The organism is Candidatus Limimorpha sp. (assembly GCF_056203535.1).
On record NZ_JBADWU010000055.1, the window covers coordinates 1 to 7,490 of the forward strand.

Sequence of the window (7,490 nt, forward strand, 5' to 3'; positions counted from 1 at the left end):
TTTTTTGCGATTCCCCCAATTTTCACTTTTTCGCGGTGGTTGGGGGAATTCTGTTTCCCAATATCAAAGATACAAAATTCTAATGAATTATTAATCAATTTGTTAAAAAAGTTTTCAACATTTCCCGACTGCCCCTAATTAGCGAATTATAGTTGTTTATTGATGATTTATGACGCCTTTCTAAAGAATCAGTATCAGAAAGCCATCCGCTCTCATTGCTCCATTCAACTTCTCTGTCTAAAGAATCAGACCAACCCTTTAATGCTTTTTGGTAAGATTCGAAACTGAGATTTGCAGCATCCATGATTTTGTCATAACTGTCAAGGACAACATCACGGATGTGCTTCATTTCGTCATTATTCTCTTGCTTCGTTGAATTGTATAATTCTTGCCATTCTTTCTTTTCGTTAATGCTGTCTTGACGTTTGTTTTCGTAATTGTCGGTGGTAACTTTTGAAGAATTCATTTCTTCATCGAACCAACCTCCAATGGCATTTTCCGCAATCTGCAAATAGTCTGATGTCCCATTGGCTGATACAAGTACCTTGAATAATTGGTTCACTGAATGATTATTCAACGATTTCATTCTGACTTTATCGTCAACACACGATATACCGATTATGTCGTCTGGCATTCTAACCAATTCCTTTTGGCAAATCGTTGAAGCCGCTTTCATAATCTTATCCACTTCCAAATCAGGCTTCTTATCCATCTTTGTGAAGAAGATAACCAAAGGCATATTTTCTTTTTCTTGTTGAACACGTTTTAACATCTGAAGGTCGTTGTTCGTGATGGTTCCTGCATCAATATCAATGCACCAAAACAACACATCAGCATCACTGATGGCTTCCAAGGCTGTTTCAACATCTTTGGCTCTGTTTTCAACATTCGAGCTATTCGAATTATTGTAACCAGGAGTATCAACGAAAGTTATTCCATTTAGGTACGGATAACTTGGCGTAGGAACATCCATGATAATTTTGTTCAAAACGGATGCTATGTATACTTTTGATTTTGAAGCATGTTGAACGCAAGCCAAAACGTCCTTGTTCAATAATACGACATCGTTTTTTATATTCTCACCACGCACAATTAAGTTTCTTGTTGAGGTTGAACAGTTGATGTGGGTGTTGACCATAGAAACCGGATCGATTCCAGTAGGAAGCAAATGTCCAATACCGGTAAGCGAATTAAGCAATGAAGATTTTCCTGCGCTATAGCCACCGGCAACTGCAATTTTCAGGTTGGCAGATACGTCTGCAAGTAGGGAGAGCACAAGGTAATTGACTCCAGATCGACAGTTGTCAACGAGGTCTGGCTTGTATAATGTGAAGCCTTTGTCGTTGATTTTCTTTTCAAAATCATCCAAAATGTCAAAATAAGAATCGAAGCAATGATCGACATCTAAATCTCTTGACGCCGTGCAAATGTGAGCAATCAAGTCTAACGCCATTTGTGGGTTTTCGTACATGTTAATCTTCATAACCGAAGACTTTTCTTTTCCCATGGCGGCACTTTTTTGTTGAATGTTTCCAAGTCCCATAATAGTGAATTTAATTTTTTGTGAATTTAATTTTTTAACGAAGATAATTTTTCAATGGATTGTTTCAATAATTCGGTTTTTGTACGAATAACGTCTTCAGAATCAGATTGTTCTTTCTGAATGGCAGAAATACTGTCATCAAACTTTTGCGCTTCATCAATGATGCGTTGTTTGATTTCTTCCAAAGCGGCTTGGCGTTGTTCGCCTAAAACCTTTTCGATTTCAGGACGCAATGTATTAGTTACTTGAGGAAATACATTTGCGCAAAGATTGGTGCGAATTTCGCTGATAACTTCATTTTTGCCTTTGCCAAAAACTGACTTTAAGAAGTCTGGTAGATGACCTATAAGTTTGTCAGCAATCAAATCTGCCAAAATCGGCGGCACTTCAAAGAATGCCAAAACTGTTGAAAGGACTGTATGGGCAGCATTTTGAAGTTCTTCATTATCAAAAACATCATCAAGTGAATTGTCCGGCAACACACCACTAATGTCAAAAGTGAAATCGCGCAGACTATTATCCATAACATCTTGGTACTCTGATATTTCTCTCTTGTATGAATTAATCAAGACAGGACGGATTGTTGAAAGCATTTCAGCTTTGAATATCTCCAAATCATCCTTGTTTTGAATCAAGGTCATTGCAAGTTGAGTTGCTTTACCTTTCAGCGCATTTTCGATATCATACAAGATGTCACCAGCAGATTCTTCCAAGGGTTGTGCAGAATCGTTGTTGCGTTTCAATGCTTGCAAAGCATCTTCTTTGCGCTCCTTTAATTCTTCAATTTCCTTTACGTAATCCCTTTTTCCATTCACGAGTAAAGTTTCCTGCTTCTTCAGTTCGAAAATGATAGAGTCAACAAAAGTGTTTATCAAAGATGCATATTTTTGTGTCAGCAATTCTTCACCATCCATGCTGAACAATATTTTCTCAACATCTTCATATTGCTCGCTTGAAGAAGATGTCAAACCGACAAATGTTTCAGCACCAATAAGTTTTTTTGCCAATTGTCCGATGTCTGTCTTTACTTTTTCGGCTTCTTCAAGCGTTTTCTTGTCGCTCTTAGTGACAAGAACAGCAGCAGACAATCCATAGTTCTTAATTTCGTTAATGAATGCCATCGTTGACGAACAAAGAGTTCCCTGCTCAACATCAACAGCAATAATGAAAAATGTTCCTTCTTTAAGATAGTTTAAAATAGCATTGTTATGGGCTTCAATACCAGAACCAATGCCAGGCATATCAACAACGACTATGCCATTGTCGTTAAGACGTTTGATCTTCTCATTGTTCAAGAACACTTTTACAATGTCACCTGGACCGACTTGAAGATTCTCGATTTCGCTAACATTGACAGTGTCATTCAGTTTTCCATCTTTCCAAACCTCAAGTTTTTCTTGGTCTGCGAACCATAATTCGTATGATACGGCTGTAGTTGGATTGATGTCAGTTGGAAGTATTTTCCTGCCAATAATGGAATGATTAAGCAATGTGCTTTTGCCGGCACTGAAATCACCCACAACTGGGATCTTAACAAATGTATCCTTTATAATTCTGTTTTTCAGTAATGTGGCTGTCTCGCTGATGCCATTCATTACAGATTCAACATTAATGCTTTCTTGTGCAATTTTAATTGCATCTTCAATTACTGAAATGTAGTGTTCGCTAATTCTCATATCATTATTATTTTGTTGTTTCAATTTCTATCCAATTCTCTCCACATCCAGCCAAGCCATGCTCAAAGCTCCGGCTTTCCTGATGTCGATTCCGTAAATGCGCATGAAGGCATCCACGACGGGTTGTCCGCCGTTGGTGGTAACTGGGTTGCTTATGCTGTTTGTCACCACGTCAACGCTCATGCCGCGTTCTATGCGGATGCCGCTGGTGATTTTGCTGTTTTTTACTGTTATTCTGTATAACATAATGATTTCGTTTTGCTTGGAAATAGCATGGCTACTCCAGATGTTGCTTTTTTTGCCAACAAATCTCACTGAAACCGGCGTTATTACCTCATACAAGAAAGCGTGAGACTTATTCACTCCGCCTATCTGACTGTAGGTATCGCCAAACACCTGTGACTGAATAGACTACGTTGCAAAATTCTCACGCCTGTTTCCTTGCCAAGCGCAACGTAATACACATTGGCTCGGCATCAAAACAAGAAATGAGCATTTGTTTTAGTCCCCAGTCGTTCAAATTTGGCGATTTTCACAGTCAAGGGTCTGTAAATGCTTCCTTCTGAACCGAGATTGCTCCCTCGATTCAGCCGCAAATATAGACAATTTTCAAACAAATGCTCATAAGTCCAACTTTTTTCGTTTACAATTCAATTATCATTTGGCAACCCACATACAAGAAAAGCGTGAGACCGATTTGCCTCCATCCGCCGACTTGCAGGTATCGCCAAACACCCATACGGAACGGAAAGAAACACTCATCCCACGCCTGTATCTGAATAGGTGCGCAGGCCGTGAGCCTTTGCGCCGTAGTCAAAGACAGAAAATGAGCATTAGCCTCGTGTCCACCGTACTGAAATTGGCGATTTAGCAAGTCTGGACATCGCTCTAAAGCTGCCGCAAAAGTAGCGTTTTTTCGGCTAATGCTCAATGCCGTTGGAAAAAATGTTCCAAGTCCCGCCGGTCTGGGGCCTTTTTCAGCGGCGGCAAATATAGTCACAATAAATGCGCCGACACGAAATGTAGATAAAAATAGAGAGATGTAGAAACCATTATCTTTCTAAAAAACAATGAGATAATTGTTTTTGGCATCTATATGTTTTTAGATCCAAACATCGGACGCAGCGCGGAAATCAGAGAATCTTCAACGAAGTCAAGGAATCCGCTTCGCGGATTCCTATTAACTACGTTGAATCTTCGATTTCGCAAAATTCGCAAAATTCGCGGTCAAAAAGAAAGGCAATCGCGGTTATAAATCGATTTGTGTTGTAGTGTGTTTTCCTGCCGGACATAGAGAAAGAACCGCGAAATCGCAGATTCAACGTAGTTAATCGGGCGAATCATGCTAATATGGCATTGTTAACGCAAGTCCATTTCTGGCGGACGCTGATAAGATAAACCTCTATGGGGTCAAAAAGTACATAATTGCCTTAATTTTAAGAAAGTCTATCGTTGCGAAGTTTGCTTCTCGAAAGGGAAGATTTCAGGATAAAACTCTTCCAAAGCACGGCGAAATTCGGAGTTGGCGGCAAGGGCATAACTGCTGTCGTGTCCTTCCACCCATTCAGGACCGGTAAAGAATTGCCGCATTTTCCTGTAATCGCCGCGCTCAGAAATGTGCTTGACAATATAGATTAACTCATACGATTTCCCGTTCTGACCGCACCAGAAAATGGGAAGCAAATCACCTTCGGGGCGACCGAAACCCGTGAGACGGTAGGCAAGAAGCGACTTCGTCTCAAGGCTGGCTTCGATATAGCCATGCTCGGCCAGATAATTGATGAATTCGGCTAAGTTTGCTGCACCTTTATTAATAAGTTCCAGTTTCGGATTGAGGTGTTCATTGCGCACTTTCGAACGGTTCTTGAGGGCGAAGAAATCGGCTGGCAAATGAAATGGAACGTTTTCGGTTTGAGCTTCGGCTTCAATCTTCTTTTTCAGTTCGATGGCCCAAGGATGCTCAAGAAAAGGGGCAAGCGTCTTGTGTTCCATGGGCTGGAAAACGTCGTACCATTCGAGGTAATAACGCAGGTTATTTTCGAAAATATTCTCGCAAAAATATTGGTAGTCAATGAAATATTGTTCGAGATTGGCATCAAAGTTTGGGTCGTCGATGTCATCGATGAGTTCGGCGGAAGGATAAAGCTGCTTGACGGCTTGTTGAAACCTGCGCTCCGAAGCATTGACGGCTGGCTTGTCGGACAGACCGTCGAGGAGATACAGGAAATCGGTTTCATCTTGGCTGATTTCTATGCCCGATTGGTTGTCGTCCCAACAGCTTTGGCACAATCGCGAAAGCGGTGTCAAGTCGCAATGGATGTCGGTAATCAGTTTGACGAAGGCATCCTTGTTGTTGGATTGACAAGTCTCCAGCAACTGTTCATTGATAAGTGTGTCGATGGGGAGAACGGCGAGAAACTCGCGAATAGTAAAAGGCGCAAGTCGACAAAGCGTGTTGAAGATTTCCTCGGGCAGCAAGGCAGGCGAGCCGTCGTCGCAGCCGATGATGGAATCTTTTTCTTCAAGGATGAAGCGGTTGTTGACGATAAAGGCTAAGGCATTGCCAAAAGGCCCAACGGTATCTGTCCAAAACCTAAGCGCCTGCTTGATAGTGTCGCTCACCGAATCGTCGTTGAAAATCTCGTCCAAATCCTTGCGGAAATCATCGTTGACGGTCATGGCGGCAGCCTTTTCCAAGCCTTCGTAATAGCTTTTCTTTCGTTTTATTTCGTCCTTACAATTCATGAGGGCAAAGGTATGGATTTTTTAAAAAAGGATGAGCGATTTTGGGGATGTTAAGCAGGTAAGCAAATTTAGTTTACATATAAGATTGGGGCTTCGACATCGTCACACCCTTGGAAAAGGGTGTCAGCAAGCTGATTTGCAGCTCATTGAGCCTGTCGAAATGAGAAGATTTATTTTGCAGCTTAATTTTGACAACCTACTTATAATTAAATGTATATCAATTAATTCACACCAATTTTGGGATAATTTATGGAAATTTGCGTTCAACAGGAAATCAATGGCTAATGTTTAGATGTGTTACAACTTATTTTTTTCGTTACTAACTTGAATATAGACTAATTGTTACCGTTTCAATTTCACCACTGTTCCAGGCTTAACCACTTTTCCGAGATTCTTATTGTATTTCTGTAGCTTATCCAGCTTCACAGCAAAACGCAAAGCCACATCACGCATAGTCATAGTTTCATCGACATTAAAGGTCGATGGATGTTTACATTTATTCTTTAAAGGAACGATATAAACCACATCGCCACTGAGGAAAACGAAATCCTTTGGACTTGAAATATAATTATAATCAGCAATTTGACGCATAGGAATACCCAATTCCTTAGCTATTGATTTAGGTGTCTCGCCCTCTTTGGCATAAATGAATTTCACACCATTATTGAGATAAATGAAACGACCCAAATCCGTCATATCAACAATTTCGAAGGCTGATTTCACATCCGGATTAAAAAGCAAACCGAAATCTTCAAACTGATTTTCTGACAATTGAGGCTCAGGAATAGGTTCTGAAACAGTTGATTCTTCTTCCTGAATATTTAAAGCTTCACGGTCGAAGCGCGTCAAGTCATATTGATTGATTCGGGCAATCAAAAGCTGCGCATACTTAGGATTAGTAGCATAACCAGCAGCCTTCAATCCCTTCGCCCACCCCTCATAATCAGTAATTTCCAAATCAAACAACGCTGCATAACGATTTCTTCCTACCAGAAAAAGCGAATGATCTACAAAAGATTCCTCGGCATTTTCATAACTACGGAAACATTCATTTTTCTCGTCATCATCCATGGTAAAGGTATTACCCGTCCACTCCTTATGACATTTTATGCCAAAGTGATTCTTAGCCACGCGTGCAAGCTCACTATTGCCACAGCCTGACTCCAAAAGACCTTGAGCCAAGGTAATAGAAGCAGGAATTTTATGTTCGCGCATTTCGCGGATTGCAATATCCTTGTAAATCGAAATATATTCCTCAGCAGTAATTCTTTGCGCCTGCAAAAAATGAGGAAAAGCCAACAAAAAAACAAAAAGTAGCCTCTTCATAAGTCAAATTGAATTGGGCGGTAAAGATACATAAAAACAAGATATGCCAATCTATATGCAAACAAAAAACCCTGGCCTTGTTGGCCAGGGTTTTCGTTAGGGGTGGGCGGCGACCTACTTTCCCACAGTGTCTGCAGTATCATCGGCGCGGCAGGGCTTAACTTCTCTGTTCGGAATGGGAAGAGGTGCGCCCCTGCGCA

The 7,490-nt window shown here is 40.8% G+C and carries 6 protein-coding genes and 1 rRNA gene; 1 reads left to right on the plus strand and 6 read right to left on the minus strand.

Annotated elements, in window-relative coordinates; translation table 11 throughout:
• Positions 1-94: 94 nt before the first annotated feature.
• Genes AC06MN_RS06685 through AC06MN_RS06695 form a run of 3 tightly spaced genes read right to left on the minus strand, consistent with a single transcriptional unit; the run spans position 95 to position 3,465 of the window.
• A complete protein-coding gene (locus AC06MN_RS06685; protein ID WP_475671581.1) occupies positions 95-1,543 on the minus strand; it encodes a dynamin family protein in 1,449 nt (482 codons plus the stop codon).
• Between the two features lie 26 nt (positions 1,544-1,569).
• Positions 1,570-3,219 (minus strand): dynamin family protein, encoded by a 1,650-nt coding sequence (locus AC06MN_RS06690; protein WP_475671582.1) that lies wholly within the window; start codon positions 3,217-3,219, stop codon positions 1,570-1,572.
• Between the two features lie 27 nt (positions 3,220-3,246).
• Positions 3,247-3,465, minus strand: coding sequence for a DUF6140 family protein (locus tag AC06MN_RS06695; RefSeq protein WP_475671583.1), 219 nt, complete (start codon positions 3,463-3,465; stop codon positions 3,247-3,249).
• Positions 3,466-3,880: 415 nt separating this feature from the next.
• Here AC06MN_RS06695 and AC06MN_RS06700 point away from each other — a divergent pair, with 415 nt between their 5' ends.
• Positions 3,881-4,090 carry a hypothetical protein gene (locus AC06MN_RS06700; protein ID WP_475671584.1) on the plus strand — a complete coding sequence of 70 codons (210 nt, stop codon included), beginning with the start codon at positions 3,881-3,883 and terminating at the stop codon, positions 4,088-4,090.
• Between the two features lie 575 nt (positions 4,091-4,665).
• Here the strand turns inward: AC06MN_RS06700 and AC06MN_RS06705 are convergent.
• The 3 genes from AC06MN_RS06705 to rrf form a co-directional block, all read right to left on the minus strand.
• Positions 4,666-5,964, minus strand: a complete 1,299-nt coding sequence (locus tag AC06MN_RS06705) for a hypothetical protein (protein WP_475671585.1) — start codon at positions 5,962-5,964, stop codon at positions 4,666-4,668.
• A 342-nt stretch (positions 5,965-6,306) separates the two neighbouring features.
• Complete coding sequence (locus AC06MN_RS06710; protein WP_475671586.1) at positions 6,307-7,290, minus strand: glycoside hydrolase family 73 protein; 984 nt, start codon at positions 7,288-7,290, stop codon at positions 6,307-6,309.
• Between the two features lie 101 nt (positions 7,291-7,391).
• Positions 7,392-7,490 (minus strand): 5S ribosomal RNA (gene rrf, locus AC06MN_RS06715); the annotation flags it as partial.

Coding starts and splice junctions, on each gene's coding strand:
- AC06MN_RS06685 (WP_475671581.1), bottom strand. CDS start 1,543: ATGGGACTTGGAAACATTCAACAAAAAAGTGCCGCCATGGGAAAAGAA.
- AC06MN_RS06690 (WP_475671582.1), bottom strand. CDS start 3,219: ATGAGAATTAGCGAACACTACATTTCAGTAATTGAAGATGCAATTAAA.
- AC06MN_RS06695 (WP_475671583.1), bottom strand. CDS start 3,465: ATGTTATACAGAATAACAGTAAAAAACAGCAAAATCACCAGCGGCATC.
- AC06MN_RS06705 (WP_475671585.1), bottom strand. CDS start 5,964: ATGAATTGTAAGGACGAAATAAAACGAAAGAAAAGCTATTACGAAGGC.
- AC06MN_RS06710 (WP_475671586.1), bottom strand. CDS start 7,290: ATGAAGAGGCTACTTTTTGTTTTTTTGTTGGCTTTTCCTCATTTTTTG.